This is a genomic window from Sphingobacterium olei (assembly GCF_005048855.1).
GTDB classification, from domain to species: Bacteria; Bacteroidota; Bacteroidia; order Sphingobacteriales; family Sphingobacteriaceae; genus Sphingobacterium; species Sphingobacterium olei.
Map to the genome: position 1 here is coordinate 126,999 of NZ_SUME01000001.1, position 22,965 is coordinate 149,963.

Annotated in this window: 16 protein-coding genes and 1 tRNA gene; 7 read left to right on the forward strand and 10 right to left on the reverse strand. The window is 38.9% G+C overall.

The features are described from left to right. Nucleotides 1-74 precede the first annotated feature (74 nt). The 4 genes from FAZ15_RS00520 (at nt 75) to FAZ15_RS00535 (ending at nt 4,531) form a co-directional block, all read left to right on the forward strand. The gene (locus tag FAZ15_RS00520) at nt 75-1,910 is read left to right on the forward strand and encodes an ABC transporter ATP-binding protein (RefSeq protein ID WP_136899083.1); all 1,836 of its coding nucleotides are present in this window, start codon (nt 75-77) and stop codon (nt 1,908-1,910) included. Between the two features lie 79 nt (nt 1,911-1,989). After that, on the forward strand, nt 1,990-3,186 hold the full coding sequence (gene mqnE / locus FAZ15_RS00525; protein WP_136899085.1) for an aminofutalosine synthase MqnE: 1,197 nt from the start codon (nt 1,990-1,992) through the stop codon (nt 3,184-3,186). A 6-nt stretch (nt 3,187-3,192) separates the two neighbouring features. After that, nucleotides 3,193-3,819 carry a histidine phosphatase family protein gene (locus FAZ15_RS00530; RefSeq protein WP_136899087.1) on the forward strand — a complete coding sequence of 209 codons (627 nt, stop codon included), beginning with the start codon at nt 3,193-3,195 and terminating at the stop codon, nt 3,817-3,819. Further along, the gene (locus FAZ15_RS00535; protein ID WP_136899089.1) at nt 3,812-4,531 is read left to right on the forward strand and encodes a menaquinone biosynthetic enzyme MqnA/MqnD family protein; all 720 of its coding nucleotides are present in this window, start codon (nt 3,812-3,814) and stop codon (nt 4,529-4,531) included. Before FAZ15_RS00530 ends, FAZ15_RS00535 begins: the two co-directional genes overlap by 8 nt. A 45-nt stretch (nt 4,532-4,576) precedes the next feature. Here FAZ15_RS00535 and FAZ15_RS00540 read toward each other — a convergent pair whose 3' ends face one another. Genes FAZ15_RS00540 through FAZ15_RS00550 form a run of 3 tightly spaced genes read right to left on the reverse strand, consistent with a single transcriptional unit; the run spans nt 4,577 to nt 8,340 of the window. After that, on the reverse strand, nt 4,577-5,782 hold the full coding sequence (locus FAZ15_RS00540) for a chloride channel protein (protein WP_136899091.1): 1,206 nt from the start codon (nt 5,780-5,782) through the stop codon (nt 4,577-4,579). Nucleotides 5,783-5,794: 12 nt separating this feature from the next. After that, nucleotides 5,795-6,178 (reverse strand): DUF423 domain-containing protein, encoded by a 384-nt coding sequence (locus tag FAZ15_RS00545; protein ID WP_238387103.1) that lies wholly within the window; start codon nt 6,176-6,178, stop codon nt 5,795-5,797. Next, complete coding sequence (locus FAZ15_RS00550) at nt 6,175-8,340, reverse strand: S46 family peptidase (RefSeq protein WP_136899093.1); 2,166 nt, start codon at nt 8,338-8,340, stop codon at nt 6,175-6,177. The genes FAZ15_RS00545 and FAZ15_RS00550 overlap by 4 nt, the downstream gene beginning before the upstream one ends. A gap of 140 nt (nt 8,341-8,480) precedes the next feature. Between FAZ15_RS00550 and FAZ15_RS00555 the strand changes: the two genes are divergently transcribed. Further along, entirely contained in the window at nt 8,481-9,422 is a 942-nt protein-coding gene (locus FAZ15_RS00555; RefSeq protein ID WP_136899095.1) for a hydrogen peroxide-inducible genes activator, read from the forward strand. Nucleotides 9,423-9,434: 12 nt separating this feature from the next. Then, a complete protein-coding gene (locus FAZ15_RS00560) occupies nt 9,435-11,225 on the forward strand; it encodes a chloride channel protein (protein ID WP_136899097.1) in 1,791 nt (596 codons plus the stop codon). 18 nt (nt 11,226-11,243) lie between these two features. Here the strand turns inward: FAZ15_RS00560 and FAZ15_RS00565 are convergent, their stop codons facing one another. The 6 genes from FAZ15_RS00565 to xerD form a co-directional block, all read right to left on the reverse strand. Further along, complete coding sequence (locus FAZ15_RS00565; RefSeq protein WP_136899099.1) at nt 11,244-11,834, reverse strand: riboflavin synthase; 591 nt, start codon at nt 11,832-11,834, stop codon at nt 11,244-11,246. 546 nt (nt 11,835-12,380) lie between these two features. Next, nucleotides 12,381-12,452, reverse strand: a tRNA-Arg gene (locus FAZ15_RS00570). 59 nt (nt 12,453-12,511) lie between these two features. Further along, complete coding sequence (locus FAZ15_RS00575; protein WP_136899101.1) at nt 12,512-13,141, reverse strand: hypothetical protein; 630 nt, start codon at nt 13,139-13,141, stop codon at nt 12,512-12,514. Nucleotides 13,142-13,151: 10 nt separating this feature from the next. Beyond that, the gene (locus FAZ15_RS00580) at nt 13,152-15,473 is read right to left on the reverse strand and encodes a TonB-dependent receptor (protein WP_136899103.1); all 2,322 of its coding nucleotides are present in this window, start codon (nt 15,471-15,473) and stop codon (nt 13,152-13,154) included. Nucleotides 15,474-15,519: 46 nt separating this feature from the next. Further along, nucleotides 15,520-15,840 carry a hypothetical protein gene (locus FAZ15_RS00585; protein ID WP_136899105.1) on the reverse strand — a complete coding sequence of 107 codons (321 nt, stop codon included), beginning with the start codon at nt 15,838-15,840 and terminating at the stop codon, nt 15,520-15,522. Between the two features lie 58 nt (nt 15,841-15,898). Beyond that, nucleotides 15,899-16,792 (reverse strand): site-specific tyrosine recombinase XerD, encoded by an 894-nt coding sequence (gene xerD / locus FAZ15_RS00590; RefSeq protein ID WP_136899107.1) that lies wholly within the window; start codon nt 16,790-16,792, stop codon nt 15,899-15,901. A gap of 89 nt (nt 16,793-16,881) precedes the next feature. Between xerD and FAZ15_RS00595 the strand changes: the two genes are divergently transcribed. After that, a complete protein-coding gene (locus FAZ15_RS00595; protein ID WP_136899109.1) occupies nt 16,882-19,746 on the forward strand; it encodes a M16 family metallopeptidase in 2,865 nt (954 codons plus the stop codon). A 177-nt stretch (nt 19,747-19,923) separates the two neighbouring features. On the opposite strand, the gene FAZ15_RS00600 is transcribed toward FAZ15_RS00595, so the two are convergent. Beyond that, nucleotides 19,924-22,965, reverse strand: coding sequence for an SbcC/MukB-like Walker B domain-containing protein (locus FAZ15_RS00600; RefSeq protein WP_136899111.1), 3,042 nt, complete (start codon nt 22,963-22,965; stop codon nt 19,924-19,926).

Below are 22,965 nucleotides of genomic sequence, written 5' to 3' on the forward strand. Positions count from 1 at the left end.
CATATTTATTCAATAACATAGGGCTTTGCTGTATATATATACAAATTTGCTATTTTTGTAGCTTATATCTTTAAATGAAAACGTATTTTCGACTTTTATCGTTCGCAAAACCAATTGAAAAGTATGCGATTCCATATGTCATCTGTACAATTATTACGGTTGTTTTCGGTACTTTAAATTTAGCATTGCTTGCGCCGTTATTGCAGGTGTTATTTGACGGTACGGATGAAAGCCTATCTGCCGTGAAGCAACCGGCAGTAAAGCCAGATAGTTTTTTCGATCTTCCAGAATGGTTTACGTATTATGCAGATACATTACATAGGCAGTTCGGTGCCTACGATGCATTAAAGTATGTTTGTATCGGTATTATTATATCTGTATTTATCACTAACCTGTTCCGTTATTTTTCGCAGCGGATCATGGAAAACCTTCGTATTCATACATTGTTGAACCTTCGGAAAATTGTTTTTAACAATGTAATGGACTTGCCATTGGGTTTCTTTACAAACCAGCGAAAAGGTGATGTCATCTCGAAAATATCTTCAGATGTGCAGGTGGTTCAATATTCTGTGACGAGTACGTTGCAGGTTGTTTTTAAAGAGCCACTACAACTGATCGCTTATGTGTATGTATTGTTTGCTCTTTCGACTAACCTCACTTTATTTGCCATTGCTGTTATCCCGGTTTCAGCTTTTTTAATATCACGAATTGTAAAATCTTTGAAATCTCAGGCGATCGCTGGCCAAGAGTCGTACGCAAATATGATATCCTATCTTGATGAGGCTCTATCGGGAGTAAGGATTATAAAAGCATTTAATGCCGCACCGTTTGTGAAGGACAGATTTAATGGGGAAAATAGTAGATATGCCACTATTATGCGAAGAATGGTACGTCGTCAACAGCTCGGTTCTCCGGTGTCCGAATTGTTAGGTGTTGTAATGGTCGCCATCATATTGCTTTATGGCGGACATTTGGTGTTGACGGGTGAAGGGGAACTAACGGCTTCAGAATTTATTGCTTATATCGCGTTGTTTTCGCAGGTAATGCGACCGGCTAAGGCCTTGACAGACTCATTCAGCAATATTCACAGTGGTATTGCAGCTGGTGAGCGGGTATTGGAGTTGATCGATGAGAAAAATGAGTTGCTTGATAGACCGGACGCGGTTGAAGTCAGCAAGTTTAATGAAGAGATTACATTCACCAATGTAAATTTCTCTTACGGCGAAAAACCGATATTAAAAGATATTAATTTTACGATTCGTAAAGGACAAACAGTTGCTTTAGTTGGGCCTTCGGGAGGTGGTAAATCAACACTGGTGGATTTAATTCCACGTTTTATGGACGTAAATACAGGATCTGTTACATTCGACGGGATTAATTTAACGGATCTTACGCAGGACTCGCTTCGTGCATTAATCGGTGTAGTAAATCAAGAATCTATCCTCTTTAACGACACGATTTTTAATAACATTGCTTTTGCCAATACTGCTGCTACACAAGAGCAAGTGGAAGCCGCGGCTCGTATTGCCAATGCACATGAGTTTATTACCAAAACCGAAAAGGGATACCAGACGAATATAGGAGACAGGGGAGCGAAATTATCCGGAGGCCAGCGCCAACGTATTTGTATTGCACGTGCTGTATTGAAGAATCCGCCGATTATGCTGCTGGATGAAGCAACATCTGCACTAGATACCGAATCGGAACGTTTAGTGCAGGATGCATTGTACAAATTAATGGAAAACCGTACAACTGTTGTCATTGCGCACCGTTTGAGCACGATTCAAAATGCCGATAAGATTGTCGTACTGGAATCCGGTCAAATTATAGAATCCGGATCACACCAAGAACTGATCCAGCACAATGGCCTGTATAAGAGATTAATAGATATGCAACAATTTGCTGACTAGTTGGAGGTATACTAAAATAGCATTTTAGCGTGGTTTTTGGTTGGAATTTTAGCTAAGTTTGTATAGTAAGGAAAGATTAATGGATGCTACGCAAAAACTAAATTTTTTGATCAGTAACAAAAATTTAGATTCAGATTTAAGACATATCGCCGAAAAGGTACGCGCCGATCAACGTATTACGTTTGAAGAGGGTGTGATGCTATATGAAAAAGGAGAAGTAGGTTATTTAGGTGTTTTAGCGAACTATATCCGCGAAAAACGACATGGTAACTATACATTTTTTAACAGAAACTTTCATATCGAGCCGACTAACGTATGTGTTTACGATTGTAAATTCTGTTCGTATTCACGGATGATAAAACAACGTGAAGAGGGATGGGAGATGGATGTAGACGGTATGATGGCCGTTGTTAAAAAATATGATAATGAGCCTGTTACCGAAGTTCACATTACCGGAGGTGTCGTTCCTAAGCAAAATTTAGCTTTTTATGCGGAATTTTTTAAACGATGCAAAGAACACCGTCCCGATTTACATATCAAAGGGCTAACCCCCGTAGAATATTATTATATTTTCAAAAAAGCAAAATTGTCACATTATGAGGGAATGAAGTATCTGCATGAATGCGGGTTAGATTCTATGCCCGGTGGTGGTGCCGAGATATTTCATCCGGAGGTACGGGAAAAGATTGCCCATGATAAATGTACGGCCGACCAATGGCTAGACATACACGAGCAAGCACATAAGTTAGGTATGCATACCAATGCGACCATGCTGTATGGTCATATTGAAGAATTTTGGCATCGTGTGGATCATATGGAGCGCTTGCGTAAGCAACAGGACAAGACCGGTGGTTTTCAGACTTTTATTCCGTTAAAGTTTCGTAATAAAGACAACCAAATGGAACATGTTCCAGAAGTTTCTGTTATTGAAGATTTGCGTAACTATGCAATTGCCAGAATTTATCTGGACAATTTTTCGCACATCAAGGCCTATTGGGCAATGATTTCGCGCGAGACTGCCCAGTTATCATTGGCATTCGGTGTCGATGATATTGACGGAACATTGGATGATACTACCAAAATCTATAGTATGGCGGGAGCTGAAGAGCAGACACCGGCGATGAGCACAAAAGAATTGGTGCAATTGATTAAGAATGTAGGAAGACATCCTATTGAGCGTGATACATTGTATAATGTTGTAACAGATTACAGTGATTACGTATTTGAAGAAGATACAAAGAAAAAATATTATTCATTACCGGTAATAAATTCATAATAAACGTTGAAGAAAACATTTTACTTCATAAGACACGGACAAACAGATCTTAATTTACGTGGAATAGTGCAGGGAAGGGGAGTCAACTCTCCGCTCAATGAAAATGGCTTTCGACAGGCACAGGCATTTTTTGATGCCTATAAAGATGTTCCATTTGATAAAATTTACACGTCTACGCTGTTAAGAACCAAACAGACAGTAGCTGCTTTTCTCGAACTCGGAATTCCAGTAGAAGAGATTGAAGGATTAGATGAGATAAGTTGGGGTATTTACGAAGGAAAAGAACAAGATGAGGATACCATGATAGGGTTTGAGAAGGTGATCGCATCTTGGAGAAATAATGAGCTGGATCTGAGTATAGAAGATGGTGAATCACCTAATCAGCTGGTAGCACGACAGAAAGAAGCGATCGCTTATATGCTCTCCCAACCGGATGAAGAAACTATTCTCGTATGTATGCATGGTCGTGCAATGCGTATTTTACTTTGCCATCTCACTGATTTTCCGCTTTGTCAGATGGACGAATTCCCCCATACGAATACCGCCTTATATATTCTAGATTTTGAAAGTGGAAGGTTTAACGTTGTCGATTATTACAATACTAAACATTTAGAGCGTTTAGGAAATGAGTAAGATTAAGATTTCTGCGGTAAGTTATACCAATACGTTACCATTTTTACAAGGAATAAAGGCGTCACCCGTAATGGATCGGATTGATTTAAGTCTGGATCATCCCAGCCGGTGTGCCCAGCGGGTGATCGATGATGAGGTGGATATGGGTATTATTCCTATAGCCGCACTATTGAGTCTGCCTTACTATCGTATTATAGGTGATTACTGCATTGGATCGGATGGCGAAGTAGATTCGGTTTTTATATTCTCTCAGAAGCCCATTCATGAAATCAAGACCATTCGTTTAGATGATCAATCGCGTACTTCAAATGGATTAGCTCAAATTCTATTAAGATACCACTGGAAAGTGGATGTTGACCTTGTAACGGAGGGAGAAGCGGATGCTTTTGTACTGATTGGTGATCGCACATTTGGGAGAAAGGAAACTATACCGTATGTATACGACCTGGGACATTATTGGAAAGCGTTTACAGGCTTGCCTTTCGCTTTTGCCGTATGGGTAGCCAACAAAGAATTACCTGCCGACTTTGTTGCGGAATTTAATAAGGCTTTGGCGGATGGAATTTCACATCCACAAGATGTCATTAAGGGATTGCCGGTGTATGATAACTTTGATTATTCATCTTATCTCACCGAGAAGTTGGATTTTCATTTAACACCTAAAAAAAGGGAAGCCATTCAGAAATACCTGGAATTGTATCAGACGCTGTAAAGGTGTTATTTAAAGGAAGGTTTTTCGTTACCTTTCAGACTTACTTCAAAATTTAATATTCCGCTGACTACTATAGATACCTTTTCGGCCAGAAACCATAACTGCCGAAAAGCAACCCATTACAGCATATATCCCTACCGGGATACCGAATAATTCCATCGCCATAATCGCACAGGCTAGGGGAGTTTTAGTAGAACCTGCAAATACTGAGACAAAGCCAACTGCAGTTAAAAGCATTATATCAACAGGGATATATAAGGATAAGGCACTGGCAAATGTTGCCCCAATAAAAAATAAAGGGGTCACTTCTCCGCCTTTAAAGCCAATACTCAATGTTAGGGTAGTCAGTAGTATTTTTAGGAAAAAATCATAAAGTGCTTGAGGTTGTTGAAATGCAGCCGCTATTGTTGGCAGTCCAAGACCGGTATACTTTGTGGTTCCCAAGCAAATTGTAAAAATAATTATTACTACACTACCTATTGCTATGCGCAGATACGCATTTGGAAGACGCTTGAATAGTTGACTAAATAGATCTCCAGAATAAATAAATAGTCGTGAGATTATCCCGCAGAGTAAGCCTAATCCCACGATCCACAAAACATCAAAACTTATGAAATCCGTAATGATAACTTGGGGGTAATGGCTATGGGGTGCCTTTAAAATCAGGCAGATGCCGTGCGCCAGATAGGCAGTGATCACTACGGGGAGGAGCGTTTTGTATCTTTTGCGTCCAACACGAAATACTTCTACCGCAAAAATCGTTGCTGCTAAAGGTGTTCCGAATAAAGAAGCAAACCCTGCCGCTATACCACAACACAAAACAATTCGTCTTTCTTTTTTTGAAAGTTGAAGGCGCATGGATAACTGTTCCCCGATGGTCGCACCATATTGAACAGCAGTACCTTCTCGTCCTGCAGAACCTCCAAATAAGTGAGTAAGCAAAGTGGTAAGAATAACTAATGGAGCCATTATCCATGGAATTGGCGTCGAAGGATGATAGTATTCCTCTAATATTAAATTATTTCCCTTATTAGCTCGGGTGCCATAATTTTTATATAAGTATACAATAAGCAATCCCGCCAGTGGTAAAAATAACACTATCCATTTATTTTGTTCCCTTAAATTGCTTACGTAATTTAATGCGAATAAAAATGCCGCAGAAATAATTCCTACAGAAATTCCCGTCGCTATAATTATCGTCGACCATTTAATCAACCCGTGTGAGTGAACCCGCGACCAAAGTGTAGACATTCGTATAGGTTTTTATAAGAATGAAATCAAGAGGGAGGTCCATCCGATAATCATTAATAAACCGCCTAGTGGCGTGATAGGTCCCAAGAACTTAAGATTAGTCTTCCAATATTCCGAAAAAGAAAGAAAATATATACTTCCTGAAAATAATATCGTTCCGCTTATTATACTGTAAATAGCCAATCTTTCAGAATATTCTGAAAAATCCAACTGAAATCCGATTATCAATAAAGCCAGGGCACTATACATTTGATAACGAACGCCGACTTCAAATGAAGCCAATTTCTCTGGAGAGATTAGCTTTTTAAAGGCATGTGCTCCAAAAGCACCTAATAGTATTGCTATAATACCAAATAGCGTGGCTGCGGTCACTACAGCTGTATTCATGTCATTCATATTCCCATTTCTTTTAAAATAAATTGGGCATTATCGATTTTGTCTGCAATCCACAGCACATATCGAATGTCCACACCGATGGAACGGCTGTAGCTCTCGTTCCACGCAAAGTCGTTAATAGTCGCGTCGTACGAACGATCGAAATTGACTCCTATAAGCTCGCCGTATGCATTCATAATGGGAGAACCTGAATTTCCACCTGTGGTATCCATATTATATAAGATATTAACGGGCACGTCATTTAATTCTTTTTTGAAATAGGCGCCAAAGTTCTTCGCCAACCAAGCATCTTTAATCGCTGTAGGGTATACGAATTCTTCATCGCCCGAATTTCCTTTTTCGATCAGGCCTTTCACTGTTGTGAACGGGGCCAGATAAGTAGCGTCTACAGGATGGTATCCTCGAATGTTTCCGAAAGTCAGCCGCAAGGTCGAATTGGCGTCGGGAATAAAATTTTTATCTTGGTAGATTTCTTTTACAGCGACATAATCTCCCATCAATTTATTCAACACACCGTCCCTTCTTTTTTGTTCTGTATAAAATGGCTTTAATTCCTTCTCTAGTTCTGTTTCCAGACGTAAGAGGTCGTCGCTGTAGCCGAGCAGAGACTTAGCATCTTTTAATATCTCATTGATAGCGGATTCTTTGCTGTTTAATTTGGAGTCAGCGATTGCATTTTGAATAAAATTCCTTGATTCATCTGCCGATTTAAAGTTTTTATTAGCTATAAATTGTATCGTATTCTTCCCGTTAAGGGCATATGCGTTTGCAAAAAGATGTCCTGCAATATTCTTATCGACTAATGTATTGTAGCTTTCATAATAACCATCAAGCTGTTTTCTAACTTTTTCAATATTCAGATCAAAAACCTGCTGCTGTGCCTGAATTGTACCTTGCTGTGCGATAGCCTGTCTAAATGCATTCAGCACACTGGAAACCTGAAGTAAACGAATGCCACTATAAATGTTGTTGAACCATAACTCTCTTTCGGCATCGCTAAATACGAGTTGGTAATGCTGGTCAATATCCTGCATTAAAGAGGAATATCTAGCTTTCAATTCAGGTTTTGAATGAATAAATTGTGTTAGGGCTTCGTCTTCTTGTTTTTTTGTACTTATCAAATCAATATTTCGTAATCCTTTCAATTTACCGCGGTAATTCTTCATGACATTTGCATTCCGTTTAATGCGGGTTGCTAGTGCGAGTTCAGTTACTTTACTATCTTTTCCCGCCAAAGTCATTTGTTGATTTTGAAAATCATAAAGCTCAGAGGTGTAAGGTAATAAATATTTTTGCTGGTATTCCATGTATTGCGCCGGACGGTGTCTAAATGTATGTCCAGGATATCCGAGGATAAATACAAAGTCATTTTCATTTACGCCCTGAGGATTGATCTTGAGGTGTTTCTTTGGCTTGTAGGGTACATTCGTTTTGGAATATTTAGCAGACGAACCATCGGGGGCAACATACGCTCTTAAAAACGAAAAATCGCCGGTATGTCGCGGCCATACCCAATTATCTGTTTCGCCACCGAATTCGCCAATATCTTGCCGCGGAATATATACTAACCGCACGTCTTCAATTGTTTTGTAGCGAAATAGGACATAACTTTTTCCAATAAACATTTCTGACACCTCCGCTTTAATACTTGGATCTGCGGCTTCGGCTTGCTTCGCTATTTCCGCTCTTTTCTGGCTAATGATATTAATCCGTTGTGCCGGATCTGAGATCGTAGCTACAGCTTCAAGTACGTGTTTTGATACATCTTCATAGGAATCCGTAATACGGATCGTTAATCCTTTGGCCTCGATTTCCTGTTCTCTCGAATTGGCTACAAATCCGTTTTCTAAATAATTAAACTGAGGAGTGGACGCTAGCTGAACGGCACTAAAGGCGCAATGGTGATTAGTAATAATTAATCCATTTGTCGACACGAATGAACCCGTACAGCCGCTTACCTGTACCAGCGCATCTACAAGTCCCACTTGTCCGGGATTATAGATGTCTTTTTCATTTATTTTGAGTCCGGCTTTTTTTAATCCTGCCCTATTTAAGTCACTAAGTGGGTACATTCCTTCATCGGGAATCGAGGCTGAATAGTTAAAAACACTTATTCCTATGAGAAAGGTACAGAGTATGGTGGATTTCCAGTTGATGTGCATAGTAGTTTATTTATGGTGTAAAAATACAAAATCTTTTAGGAATGAACTTATTAAATGGGGAGCTAAATCCCATTGTTTCTATCTTCAATATTTGGATCTGCTTATATATTTTGTATCTTCGTATAATTAAAATTTATATCATGACGCTTGTCCAGTTAGAATATGTCGTGGCGGTAGATACATACAGAAGCTTTGTAGCTGCTGCAGAAAAATGCTTTGTAACGCAGCCCACGTTGAGCATGCAGGTTCAAAAGCTAGAAGAATCGCTAGGTGTCAAAATATTTGATCGGAGTCGACAGCCGGTAATTCCTACCGAGATAGGGATAAAGGTGATTCTGCAAGCACGTGTCGTGCTTACAGAAAGTAAAAAGATTAATGAAATCTTACAAGAAAAGAAAGGAGAGCTGGAAGGACAACTTAAAATAGGTGTAATTCCGACGGTAGCGCCTTACCTGCTGCCAGATGTCATCACCTCTTTTCTAAAGAAATATCCGAAACTTCAACTGCAGATCTGGGAATATACTACCGAGCGGATTGTTCAGGAGTTAAAGAACGGATCCTTAGACTGCGGAATTTTGTCTACTCCTCTATCTGAACACGGGATTCAGGAAACACCTTTATTTTATGAAACCTTTGTTGCCTATGTATCGGAGAAAAGTCATTTGTATCTCAATAAGATGGTTAGCGTAGAAGACATAGCACAAGAGAAGTTGTGGTTATTAAATGAAGGACATTGTATGCGTGGCCAGGTTCTTAATATTTGCAATTATAAGCATAATCAATCATCTAGCGGAACTTTTGAATATAACACGGGAAGTGTGGAAACCTTGAAACGGATGGTCGACATCAACGCAGGAATAACTATTCTTCCGGAGCTAAGTATCCTGAACTACGATGAAGACCAACTGAATCATGTGCGATATTTTAAAGCACCAGAACCGGTCAGGGAAATCAGTTTGGTAACTACACAGAATTTTGTGAAGAAACAAGCGGTCACTGCTTTGAAAAATGAAATAATGGCTATTGTCCCCGAGCGATTTAAATCGAAAAAGCGAAAAGAGGTAATGGGTTTTGATCTCTAATCTAAATGGTAAATGAAAGAAAAATTTCTACTCAAGCTGGATCGTATAAATAAATGGCGTATGCAAAAAATTTCCAACCGGAATTTTTTGGTGTTACTGGCTTTTGTTGTGGGTATTATCGGAGGTCTTGCTGCCGCTTTATTAAAAGGAATGACACATTTCATCGCTTCTACCTTACAAGATGATATTGATTGGCATTATAAATACTCTTTTTATCTCATCTTTCCATTGATCGGTATTCTTTTGAGCGTATTATACGTTCGGAAATTTCTAAAGGGAAAGAATTTCGAACACGGTATTACACCGATCATTTATGCCATTTCACGCAAATCGAGTAAAGTTGAATCGCATAATATCTACTCGCAAATTATTACAAGCGCTATCACAGTCGGGTTTGGGGGATCTTCTGGATTAGAAGCTCCTATTGCTTACAGTGGAGCAGCTATTGGTTCCAGTACGGGTAGATTCTTTGGACTTAGTTATAAAGAACTGACAATGCTACTTGCGTGTGGTGCCGCAGCAGGTATTTCTGGAGCATTCAATAGTCCTGTTGCGGGAATGATTTTTGCCATTGAAATATTGTTGCCCGAATTTTCCATACCTGCTTTTATCCCCTTATTAATTTCTGCTGCTTTGGCGGCGGTTGTTTCAAGGCTGCTCTATAGCGAACCATTGTTCCATACCGCGGTAACGGAGTGGGAAGTACAGGCTTTGTTTTTTTATATTCTACTCGCTGTAATAGTCGGAGTTTACTCCATCTATTTTTCGCGCATTAGTCAAATCGTAAAAAAGTGGTTTTCCTCTATTACGAATCCGTACAACAAAGTTTGGTTTAGTGGTATTTCATTAGGGTTAATGATTTTTTTGTTTCCCGCACTATATGGTGAAGGCTACTTAACAATTCAACAGATTTTGGATGGGCAGTTTGATGCTATCGTTAAGAACAGTTTGTTTGCGGATTATAAAAATATTGGCTGGGTTGTCATCTGTTATACAGTGCTTACGCTATTTGCGAAGTCCTTTGCTGTTCTATTTACCTTAAATGGTGGTGGCAATGGTGGCGTTTTCGGTCCGAGTCTGGTCATGGGAGGTCTTATTGGATTTGCATTTGCCTATGGTATGAATCTTACAGGACTAGTGCAGCTGAATGTACCCAACTTTGTCATGGCGGGAATGGCAGCTGCGCTCAGTGGAGTCATGCATGCACCATTGACAGGTATGTTTTTAATAGCCGAAATAACCGGGGGATATACACTAATGGTGCCTTTGATGCTTGTTGCTTCTATTTCCTATCTGATCAACCGCTCCGTGATGAAGCATTCTATTTACACAAAAGCATTAGCGGAATCTGGTGATTTATTGTCTTATGAAGATAAAGATCGAACGGTACTTAGTATGATGAAACTACGGTATCTGATCGAGACGAATTTCGTTATTCTTCGTCCGGATGAAACACCAAAGGACCGACAGTCTGAGATTATTCATTCAAAACGGAATATTTTTCCTATTGTAGATGTTAAAGGGAAGTTGCTGGGGATTATTTATAGCGAACGTCTATTTTCAATCTTATTGGGAGAGGAAGGGGGAAGTGATCGGACTTTCGAGCAGATTGCCCAAAAGCCTAATGACATCATTCGAGGTGATGAGAATATGGAAGTCGTGATGGCTAAAATGAATAGGGATGATGTGTGGATTCTTCCAGTGACCGACCGAGATAATCACTATCTAGGCTTTGTTTCTAAATCGTCCGTGTTTAATAAGTATAGAGCGCTGTTGGTACGGCAGGGACATTATCTAGAGTAATACCAAAAATAATGGCTCTTAATCTCTAAGAGCCATTATTTTTGCGACATATTTTCCAACAATGTCGAATTCGATGTTAACTTCCGATCCTATTTCCACTTGTTTAAGATTTGTATGTTCTATCGTGTACGGAATGATGGCGACAGAGAAGCGATCAGCCTTGGAATTTACGACGGTAAGACTGATGCCGTTTACCGTGACAGAACCTTTTTCTACTGTAATGTTACTCTTAGAAGGATCGTATTGAAACGTAAATAACCAACTTCCGTCCTGATCTTCTTTTTCAATACAAAAAGCAGTTTGATCTACGTGTCCTTGTACGATATGCCCATCGAAACGGCCGTTCGCTTGTGTACACCTTTCCATATTCATCAGGTCTCCCTCTTTTATGGTTTTCAGATTTGTCTTACTTAACGTTTCGTCGATAGCCGTTACTTTATGAATTTTGTTGTCTTGGGCAACCACAGTTAGGCATACACCATTATGTGCAACACTCTGATCTATCTTTAGCTCTGGGGAAATAGAAGATTCGATATACAAGTGAATATTAGTCTGTTCTTGTTCAATTTTTTTTACGACTCCTAACGTTTCGATGATGCCTGTAAACATAGTGTTAAACGATTTTTACAAACTTAGCAAAGATTTCTATCATACGGAAATCTTTGCGGTTAAGCTCGGTTCTGATCCACTTTTGAAAAGAGAAACTCATGGATAAAACTTAAATAAATGAGATGTTTTAAAAAAAAATAAAAAAATATTTGCGAGAGTGTAAAATGTACACTATCTTTGTGTCATCATAATTTAGGTTTATAATTGGTTAGTAAAGGTTTTCATTCTCCCCGTTTGAAAACCTTTTTTTTGTTTTCTATTTTCCTGATAATCAAAAGTTTAATTTCTTATAAGTAAATAATGTTGCATTTTTTGTTCAAATATTTGGATACTAAGTAATAATATCGTTATATTTGCAATAGGTTTAGGTTGATTACCTCATCAAGAGGTTATTTTATAAAGCTTGGAAGATCGCCCGATTATTCCAAGCTTTTTTTATTTCAAGATGTCTATCTGTACTTATTATCAAGGATTAAGTGTGAAAATAAGGGGTGGGATTGAAAAAAGGAACTAGCATAAAGAGCTAATTCCTTTGATTTTTTTAAGTGTCCCCGACGAGATTCGAACTCATATCGTCAGAACCGGAATCTGAAATTCTATCCATTGAACTACGGGGACCGTTCCGCAAAAATATAACTTTTACGCGAAACCTAAACTAAAATTTAATAATATAATTATTAATGATTGTCATGATCGTGACCCTCAACGAAATGCAATTCAAATTTGACATCTATATCATTAGCACCGGTGAATTTTTTATAGTCGGTATTAGACCAATCAGTTTTCGTGTCGATATTAGTTTTAACGCCCGGATTAAGGTGTCGCATAATATAGTTCGCGGTAAAGCTAGAACTGGCTTTCAACACCGTAAAATATCCTTGCACCCCTACTTTTGCTTTTGTGCCGTCTGTCTTAACATCAGCGTATTGTACGTGCAGTGATTCCGCAGGAGCTCCCAGAATAAAGGCAAAATGAATATCGTCGCGATCTATAAAAGTTTGTTGCGTTTCGCGGCCTGCGAAATCCAACATTTTAATGTTGAAACGATATGATTTCCCAACCTCTAGATGCATATGTGCACCTTCTGGAGGAAGGAGATTTGTTCCGGAAAAGCTAATGCTTTCTACTTCTGGATCCGTGATCTCACTGTAATCGTAATGATCGTCGTGTGCCTCACCCTCTACTTCGGTAAAGGTCAGTGTCAATCCGCTTACTTCCTCTTGATCTACTTCGGGAGTTGGATCGTCTTTTGAACACGCCTGGAATAATAATGGAAATGCTATTAAAATTAAATATATTTTTTTCATGTCTATGTTTTTAAAAATTATAAGATAATCGAATGGAATAGTTTCTGCCGAGCTGATGTGCGTAATAGCGAAATCTATCCATGTAATCTTTGTACAGTTTGTTTGTTATATTATCGATACTAAAGATCATTCCTACCGTATTCGATTTTAAATAAAATTGAGTTCCTGCCGTAAAATCGAGTAAATGATAAGCCTTCGGCGGAGCCGCATAGTCCGAATTTGATTCATATCGGGACTGTTGTGCTACGAATCGATGACTAAATTTGACGTAAGAAGATTTCAGCAATCGCTTATCTTGAAAATTATGCTGAAGATAGTGTGTAAATCTGTCCGAAGGAATATAGGGAAGGTATTCATTCGTTGTGGTATTGATGGCTTTGACAATTGATGCCGACACACCATAGTCGAACGTTTCGACGAAGTGATACGACAACTTGAGATCAGCACCGTAGAAAAAGGCGTTGCCTTGCGTATAGGCATATAACGGAAATGTGCCCCTAATGGTTTGCCTTACCGAGTCTGGATTGGGATTAGCATATATGTAATCGGTAATATATTGTCCGAATACATCTAAATTAATGTTTATTTTTTCTACTTTATCTTGATATAACAACGAATTTACCCATTTCAATCCTTTTTCACTTCGAAGGTTTATATTTCCTACTTCGTAGGTGCCACTCCCATGATGTACGCCATCACTATATAGTTCATTGGCCGATGGAGCCCGCCAAGCTAATCCTAGATTGCTTTTCCAGTTCAGGTTTGGCAAGAAATGATACAATAAGCCTACAGTTCCCGACACATTGTGAAAATATCGCGTATCCTCCAACAGGTATTGATTCAAGGAACCGTTTGCATTTGGTCTATCATAATCGTAGCGGTATCCTGCAACATCAAAGTACCTGTAATCGTAGCGCAAGCCCGCTTCAAAATGGTATTTAGCTAAATGGAACTGTTGTACGCCAAAAATGCCAAAGGTGTAATTGTCAAAATTAGGTACAATAGGCGTAGTGCCTGTACCTGCCGTATTGTTATGTACTTGCAAATTTGCACTTATGCCCACGGTGGATTTGTGGTGTGTGTAAGAAGCATCAAGTGATTGGGTTGTCAACACCATGTCTGCCATTGGGGTATCATCACTTTCTATTCGACGCAAATCAAATTCTTGCCGATGATTGCGTTGAAAACTATACTGCGCCTCCAGTTCGTCGCCATTATTCATATGGTGAGACCAATTTAGTTTGGCTAGGTCGTGAGCAACTTGCTGCCGAGGAGATGTAATCTTATAGGAGAAATCGTAACTTTCGAAAGGTTTTCCATTTTCTATCCGGGCATATATATCTTCAATAGTGCCAATGTGTGCACCATAAAAAATGCCAATATCTGTTCCGAAATGACTGGCATAGGCAGAGAGCTTTCCCTGAGGTAGGATGTATTCCAAATATCCGTCATAATTTAGCTCTTTTGCGCCCGTATTACCGAGGTAATAGTCTGCAGTTTTGGTATTACCACTCTCTTTACCAGAAGCCGAGACTCTCCATCCGAAGTTATTGAAATGCCCTTCTAATCTAAAATGTCCTGCTAGTCCTTTGCCGTTGCTATTCCCTATTAAATTTATACGGCCTGCGATTGCTTTTTCATAGTCAATGGGAGCAGGACTGGTTAGTACCACTCCAGCCAATGCATCAGCACCATAGCGCACTCCTTGAGCCCCTTTTATTACCTCAATCTTATCCGACATAAAGGGGTCAATTTCAGGTGCATGTTCTACGCCCCACTGTTGACCTTCTTGTCGTACACCATTGTTTAGAATTACTATACGGTTACTGTGTAAACCATTGATGACAGGTTTTACGATGTTACTTCCGGTAGCTAATGTTGTGACTCCTGCTATTTCAGCAAGTGCTTCAGCAAAGACTTTTCCTTTTGATTCTGCCAATTGCTGAGCGCTCAAACTCTGACTGCTGCTGGACAAAGTAGACGATTTATGACCGACTATCCTGATGTCTTCCATATGGATGTGTTCGATGTTCAAGGCGACTTCAATACTGGTATCGCGATGTAGATAGATCTCTAGGTCCAATGGCTGATAACTGATATGGGCTACGCGTATTTTAGTATATCCAGGGCATAGATTTTTTAGACTAAAGACTCCTTGGTCCTTAGATGTACTTCTGTTTTGATGAGATATGGATACTACGGCCCCGTCTATCGTTTTGTTTGTTGTTTTATCTACAACTCGTCCAGTCAATAGGATATTACAATCCTTTTCTTGCGCATGAAGTATAACAGAAACAAATAGAAAGAGGCAAGCTATTGCTATTTTATTCATTTATAGAATTTTCTTCTTATTTCTCGATTTTACGACTATTTAATAATTAAGAAGTTGTAAAAGGAGGACCCTTATTGGCAAGGGGAAGAAAATACCCTAAGAACAGTGAATTATAATCTACGGTTGCAAAAATACGCGCGTAGTTAATTGCTACAGGCGATAAAGAAATAGCATGACAAATAGGTTCTGTCGTCTGCGAAAAGTGAATCTGATAACAGATGGCACAACTGTCGGGACTGTCGTCATGATGCGTCTTCGTATCGCAGGTTTGATGTTCTTCTTGATGCGTATGGTTGTATTGAAATAGGTTTGAACACAATAAGGTCCAAACCAATACTAAAGCCAAATATGTTTTTAGTGTTTTCAATACGGCAAAGGTAAGTTAAATGCAACAGTGATGCAAATTAAAATACGTATTGATGCATTTAAGATCTCGGATGAAATTGTGTGATGACAGATTGAAGGTAATCTTTGTCAATATGTGTGTAGATTTCAGTCGTCGTGATGCTTTCATGTCCCAGCATATCTTGTACTGCCCGGAGATCCGCTCCGCCTTCTACTAGATGCGATGCAAAACTATGTCTAAAGGTGTGCGGACTTATCTCTTTTTGTAAACCGATTTTTTGGGCTAAATCTTTAACTATAATAAATACCATTACCCTTGAAAGTGGGGAGCCGCGGCGATTCAAAAAGACGAAATCTTCTTTTCCCGATTTTATGGACTGATGCACACGTATGTCATCCATATAAATTTTTAAGTATTTGATGGCCTGTTGTCCTACGGGAATCAGTCTTTCCTTGTTACCTTTGCCTTCGACTTTGATAAATTCTACATCAAGGAAAAGATTTGAAATTTTTAAATTGATGAGTTCTGATACGCGCAGTCCGCAACCGTATAGAACTTCTATTATGGCCTTATTACGCATGCCTTCAGGCTTGGATAGATCTATGGCATTGATTAATGAATCGATCTCTTCAATATTCAATACAGAAGGCATTTTACGTGTTAATCGAGGTGTTTCAATGAGTTCGCATGGATTAGCTGTGAGGTCATATTCTATTTGTAAGAAATTAAAAAATGTTTTTAGTCCGGAAAGGAGACGAGCTTGGGTAAAGGGAGATAGGGCAAACTCATTGATCCACAGTAAAAAGTGTTGAATGTGCTGTGCTGTTAACTTTTCGATCTCCAGATTGAGGTCTTCACAATAGACTTCCAATTTACGCACATCATTTAGATAGGCATGAACAGAATTTCCGCTGAGATTGCGTTCAAATTCTAAATAGCGTTTGAAATCTTTTTTTGTTGTTTGCCAATCCATGTTACGAAGTTAAAAAATGTAAATTTATTATCTGACCGTATTCTTTGTAAATAATTAATCCTAAATTGGCGGTATTAACTTTACATTGCATGAAATTATTAAAACCATTAGCGGTTGCATTCTTATTACCCGCTACTTTTGTTTCTGTTGATGCTAGCGAAGGCTATATTTCCAAAATTCATCCAGTTGCAAAGGTAATTCTGTCTCAAGATAGTACTTCTTTGGACAAAATATTGCCATTTGACAATGAAGTATTGGTGGGTACACTGAAAAATGGCTTCAAATACTACATCCGTAGAAATGTTGAACCAGAGAAAAGAGTAACTATGTACCTCGGTATGAAGGTAGGATCAATTTTGGAGACAGATGAAGAGCAGGGATTAGCTCACTTCTTAGAGCACATGAATTTCAATGGATTAAAGCATTTTCCAAAAAATGAGTTAGTTGATTACTTACAAAAAGCAGGTGTACGTTTTGGAAGCGATTTGAACGCACATACAGGTTTTGACGAAACGGTATATAAACTTCCCATTCCTTCGGATGATCCGGAATTATTAAAAAACGGACTTCAAGTGATGCGTGATTGGGCTCAGGATGCGCTTCTAGATGCAGAAGAAATTGATAAAGAACGCGGAATCATTATGGAAGAAATGCGTGGTAGTCGTGGTGCTAACCAACGTATGCAAGATCAGTATCTTCCAGTATTGCTAAACGGATCGTTATATTCGAAACGTTTACCTATTGGTACGGAGGAAATAATTACGACTTTCCAACCTGAAGTAATCCGCAATTTTCATAAAAAGTGGTACAGGCCAGATCTACAATCTCTTATTATAGTTGGGGATATTGACGTGACGCAGATGGAGCAGGAAGTTATCCGTCTTTTTTCGGATATGACATTACCAGCAACACCCGAAGAGCGTAAGGAGTATAAGGTAGACCTATTGAATAAAAATCAGTTTATCGCGGTTACGGATCCAGAGATGCAATATACTGTTGGGCAGATCATCATCAAGCATCCTGAAGAGAAAGTAAAAACGGTAGGTGATTACAGAAGCTCTTTGTTAAAAAGTGTGTTTAATCAACTCATTAACTCGCGGCTTCGTGAATTGAGTCAACAGGCTAATCCTCCTTTTTTACAGGGGCAGGTTGGTATAGGTTCACTTTTTGGTGGTTTGGATAATATGTCATTATTATTTGTCGCTAACCCTGGGAAATTTGATTTGGGACTCAAAACCTTGATCCGTGAAATGGAGCGTTTTGAAAAATATGGTTTTACGGAGACGGAGTTTCAACGTGCAATATCATCTATAGCTAAAGGAAATGAGACATCTTATATAGAGCGCGATAAGAAGAAATCAGACGCTTATGTGGAGAGCTACCTGCGAAATTTCATTGATGATGCTCCTTCGCTCAGTAATGAAGACCGTTATCAATTGACGAAACAACTTTTGCCTACCTTGACCTTAAAGGAAGTAGAAAATATAGGTAAGAAATTCTATGCGGATGTAAATAGGGATGTAATTGTCATGGCTCCTGAAAAAGATAGGGCATTAGTGCCTAACGAGGAAGCGGTGAATGCATGGATTTCTGAGGTTAAAAAAGAGGAAATCCTGGCGTATGAGGACAAGGTTTCGGAATTGCCTTTATTAGCAAAAGAGCCCGTTAAAGGTGCAATTGCTGCTACTAAACATATTGATGGCCTTGATGCGAAAGAAATTGTGTTGAGCAATGGCGTAAAAGTAATCTTAAAACCAACGAAATTTAAAAACGATCAAATCTTGATTTCGAGTTTTAGTCCGGGTGGCACCTCCTTATATCCTGATACGGAATATATGACAGCCTCCAATGCTTCCAGTTTTGTAAATGGAAGTGGAGTAGGACAGCTGAATGCGATAGAGCTTCGGAAGTACCTGACCGGTAAAAATGTAAACGTTTCTCCTTATATTTCGGAACGTAGCGAAGGTATAAGTGGTTCTACAGATAAAGAAGGACTGAAAACTGCCTTTGAAATGATCTACGGTTATTTCACCGAGCCTAGATTAGACGATGATATCTTTCAAAGTGGTATAGCGCGTACGCTGTCTTCTATGGAGAACCGAGAAGATAATCCAGATTTTGTCTACTCAGATGTGATGCTTAAAAGTCTGTATGGCGATAATATTCGCCGGATAGTTCCTACTCCGGAAAAAATTAAAACTATTGATCAACAACGTGCTTTAGAAATTTACCGAGAGCGTTTTGCGGATGCTTCAGATTTTACCTTCACTATCGTTGGATCATTTGCGGAAGAGGAGATTAAGCCTTATTTAGAGCAGTATCTAGCAGCCTTGCCTTCTATTTCCCGAAAAGAGGAGGCTAAAAATTTAGGAATAGTAGAACCGAATAAAGGTTTTGAAAAGATTGTTTATAAAGGTAAGGAAGCGAAAGCCACAGTACAATTGAAATATTATGGTGATTATGATTATTCAGAAAAAGAAAACCTGAATTTTGATGCACTTGAAAGTGTGCTGTCGATCAAATTATTAGAACGGTTAAGAGAAGATGAAAGTGGTGTATACGGTACTGGGGCACGCGGTTCTTCAAGCAAATATCCTATCGGACGCTACAGTTTTACAGTCGGGTTTGGAACCAGTGTAGATAAGTATCAATCGTTGATTAATTCGGCTTTGGATGAAATCAATAAAGTAAAGAAAGATGGCCCTACGCAAATAGATCTAGATAAATTTATTGTTGAACAAAAACGGCAGTTAGAAGTACAACTTCGGGAAAATACATTTTGGATGGGACAGATTGCCGGTGCCTACCAAAATAATGAAGACCCGACTTATATCTTACGTTATTTGGAAGAATTGGATAAATTGACAATAGATTCTGTTAAAGAAGTAGCTAATAAATACTTAAAGGACGATCGGCTATTTAAATTTATTCTCTTGCCGGAAACGGATAATTAGTGACTGGTGACTAGTAATTAGTGACTAGAAGTTAGGTTCTTGGGGTTAAGGGCGATTGTCCACGTCATCGCGAGCCGGAGGAATGACGGTTTAGCAATCTTTTGTAATTCATGGTTGTGTGTATCTTACTTCGGGCAAGTTATACGTAACCATGAATTTTTTAAGACCTATTCCATTCTAGGAATAAGAAGTGGACACCAAGCTTCCTTTTTCGATGTCTTTTAGGACTGTAATAGATCTAGGCATCCGTTCTTTCAGTTCTTCGACATGTGATATGATACCTACGACACGATTTTCTTGGTGTAGGTATTGCAGTGTGTCGAATACAGTGTTGATGCTTTCATTGTCCTGTGTTCCGAAACCTTCGTCAATAAAGAAAAAGTTTTTATCTGCTTTGTTCATGGACTGAATGTTCTCCGCTAAAGCCAGTGCCAGACATAATGAAGCCTGGAATCCCTGTCCGCCGGAGAGTGTCTTAACCGATCGTCGGTAACCGTTGTTCAGAAAATCGATGACTTCAAACTCGTTGCTGTCGTTAATACTTAGGCTCAGTTGGTTTTTTGTAAGCCGGTGAAAACGTTGATTGGCTATTTCGCACAGCCGTTCTAAATGGATGCTGGATACGTAGTTTACAAAACCATTTCCTTTAAACATCCTGGATAACGTTTCTAGATTTTCTTTCCGCACATTGACTTTTTCGAATTCCGTAAGCAGTTTTGTTTTCTTTTCGAATTCTTCTAGCAGATGCTGAAATTCTTTTTCCAAGGCTCCTGTTAGGGTAAGTTGAAGTTCTAATTCTTCTTTCTTTAATCGATATAAGGTTTCTGTCTCTTCAAACAATTGATCTGTAAACCCCCCATTATCGGTTATATTCTTCAGTTCTGTAATCCGGTTCCGCAATGCAGAGATCTGAATATAATGGTTTTGGATTTTCATCCTATATTGATCGACGGGCAGATTTTTGTTGATAACGAATTGAACTTCTGTTATGTCATTATAACCAAATGAAGTCAATAGCAAATTTATTTTCGATTGTATTTCGCCGAGTTGGGTATTCACAAGCGTATATTGCTCATAACTTTCGCCATATTGACCCGATATGGAAGCAAGTTTACTGTTCAGCTCATTTATCGATTTATTGAGCAATTGATACTCTTCCTCAGTGTAGAGGATCTTCTGCTCAATTTCGGTAGCAATAGCTGGAAATTGTTCTGCTGGAACGGATAGAAGTTCATATGCATTTAAAACACGCAACTGACTTGTGTTTTGTTGGATATTGGATTCGAGAATCTTAATGTCATTGCTGAGTTCGGTTAAGGATTTCTCATATTTCAATACCTTTTCGTGTGTTGATAGGATTTCATCACGAAGGTTTTTTACGTGTATTTCTTTTTGTTTGATATCGTTTTCCAGTCCTTGAAGTGTTTTCTTTTCGGTATTAAATGTACTTCTGTCGGCGCTATCAAAGTCTTTCCATTTGAATTCATCGACATGAGATGCTAATTTGTTTGCCTGGATTGTTAATTCATTTTTGAGTTCGTCGCGTAGTTTTATTTTGTCAGAAAGCAAGGTTGCGGTTTTTGTAAACTGCTGGAGTTTTTTATTATTTGACGTTTCATCTAATTGGAGATCTGCTTTCAAGCTTAACACCTGATTTAAGTGCTCTGTTACGTCTTCTGCATGCATGGGCGCGGGATGCTCGAGTGACCCACACAAAGGGCAATTTTCGCCGTCGTGCAGATTCTGAACATATTGGCTAAGTTCCTGTTTTAACCGCCAATCAGATTCTTCTTTCGCCAGTTCGGATAGTTTTTGCTGACACCGTTGAATATTTGAATAGAGTTGCTGTTCCCAATGAACAACGTCTAATTTGGCGTCTATAAATTGATTTTCCAGTTCATAAATCTGAGACTGATTCAGTTCAAACTTTCCCTGTAGCTCTTTTTTTAATTTTTCAAGAGTATCTTTAGCTTGGTACCAATTCTCAATGGCTAGAAGTTCACTGGTATTCATTCTCCTGTTTTTTAGTATTTCTAGCTTGTTCTCTTCCTCTTCAAGGTTATTAATTAATAGCGCTTCTTGCTCCTTTGTTTTTTTTACGATAGGCTGTCCCTTGTCTAATCTACTTTGTACCTCTACCTTTTTTTGCTCTAATTCTGTATTTGTAATTAAGAGTTTGTAATCTTCAATCTGTTTTTTGAAGACGTTAATTTGATTAAAATCGGGCAATAGATGAGCAAATTTTTCCTCGTCAGCTGTTAATTGTTGTTGTAAGCTGAGTTTTTGTTCTTTGAGGTTTTGTATTTTGATGACTAACGTTTCTTTTCCTGTTGTTAGTTGATGTAGGTGGTTTAAGGCTTCCTTGAAATTCGAAACGGTTTTCTCGAATTGCGAAACTTCTTCTTCCATTTTTCTGATCGAATCCGATTGTTGTTCAAGCGCTGTCAGCTCCAATTCCTTATTCGCCAGATCTTTTTTGTCCTGCTGGATATCAACCAACTTTTGGTACCGTTCTTCAATGGATTTGTGTTCTTTCTTTACGTTGAGAAGGGAAGACTTAGCATCGTTTAATGTTATTTTTTTAGATTCAATTACTTCTGCAGTCACATCCTCAAAACCTGTTAATGCACCACGCAGGTTTTCCAATTTTTTATTGTTTTCTGCTTGAAGAAAGGAAACCTTCGGGCCGAGGTCATATTTATTGAGATAGAAGATTTCCTTCATCATCTCTGAGCGATCTTTTCCGCCTAGTTCTAAAAATTCTTTAAACTTTCCCTGTGGAATGATGATCGTCCGTCGGAAGTTGGGATAGGATAGGTTAGTCACCAAAGTACCGTCTGCAGATTCCATCGGAATCCATTGGTTTTCTTTCCATTCGTAAGCAATTCTTTCGATCGCCGTAATATCTTCAAAGCGTTTTCTACGTTTCCACTGCGCCACAAAGCGAAATTTTCGCTGTTCAAAATTGATGAAATCAAAAACAATCGTAGTTCCGTTAGACTTTAGATTGAGCATGTTGTACGCTCTTTTGTCGGCTTTATTTAACCGTTCGGTATCGCCATACAACGCAAAGCTGATCGCCTCTAAAATAGAAGATTTTCCAGAGCCGACAGCGCCAAAAATACCAAATAGCCCGGCCTCCGTAAGCCGCGTGAAATCAATCTCCTGTTTTTGCTGATAGGAATATAACCCTTCGATGCTTAAGTATAATGGTAACAT